This is a genomic window from Mycobacterium sp. 852002-10029_SCH5224772, from assembly GCF_001667315.1.
Taxonomy (GTDB): domain Bacteria; phylum Actinomycetota; class Actinomycetes; order Mycobacteriales; family Mycobacteriaceae; genus Mycobacterium.
This window is the reverse complement of the sequence record NZ_LZHT01000095.1, coordinates 1-761: the sequence shown is the minus strand read 5'-3', so window position 1 is coordinate 761 and position 761 is coordinate 1. Positions and strand designations below refer to the sequence as shown.

The window sequence follows — 761 nt, the reverse complement described above, 5'->3', positions numbered from 1 at the left end:
CAGTCTCAAGAGGTTTACGACCGGTATATGAAGTACCTGACCGGCTGCGCCAAGCTGTTCCGCGACGGGTACACCGACGTCAACCAGTTCACGATGGAGAAATAGCCGGCTCGACAGAAACAATCAGCCCCGAACGGATCACCGCTCGGGGCTGACTTGATTGTCTATTTGACCAACGTGAATTGCCCCACGTTGCTGATGCCTTTGCGGAAGAAATTCTCGCAGCCCGTCAGATAGTGCATGTACTTGTCGTAGACCTCTTGAGACTGAAGGGCGAGGGCCTGCTCGCGATTCGCCTCGAGCGCCTCGGCCCACAGATCCAGCGTCTTCGCGTAGTGCAGTTGCAGCGACTGCACGCGGGTGAGCTCGAAGCCCACGGTCACCCCGTACTCGCCGACGGTCTGCGGGGTGGGAAGCCAGCCGCCGGGAAAAATCTCGGCGAGGATGAATTTCGAGAACTCAACGATCTCGTGGGTCAACCTTAGGCCCTTGGCCCGGGCTTCTTTGAAGGACGGCCGAACGATGGTGTGCAGCAACATGATTCCGCCGGGCGGCAGCGCGTTGTAGGCCATCTTGAAGAAACGCCCGTAGCGTTGGCGGCCGAAGTGCTCGAACGCACCGATCGAGACGATGCGGTCCACCGGCTCGTGGAACTTCTCCCAGCCCTCCAGCAGCACCCGGCGGGTCCGGGTGGTGTCCATCTGGTCGAAGGTCCTCTGCACGTGCTCGGCCTGATTCTCCGAGAGCGTCAGCCCCACGAC

At 60.7% G+C, this 761-nt stretch carries 2 protein-coding genes; one reads left to right on the top strand and one right to left on the bottom strand.

Going from position 1 to position 761, the window contains the following annotated elements:
• The coding region (locus tag A5775_RS25040; RefSeq protein ID WP_197512679.1) for a class I SAM-dependent methyltransferase at positions 1-105 on the top strand (105 nt) is incomplete at its 5' end.
• 59 nt (positions 106-164) lie between these two features.
• Here A5775_RS25040 and A5775_RS17330 read toward each other — a convergent pair.
• Positions 165-761, bottom strand: a 597-nt coding sequence (locus tag A5775_RS17330; protein ID WP_067255065.1) for a class I SAM-dependent methyltransferase, incomplete at its 5' end; no start/stop codon positions are given.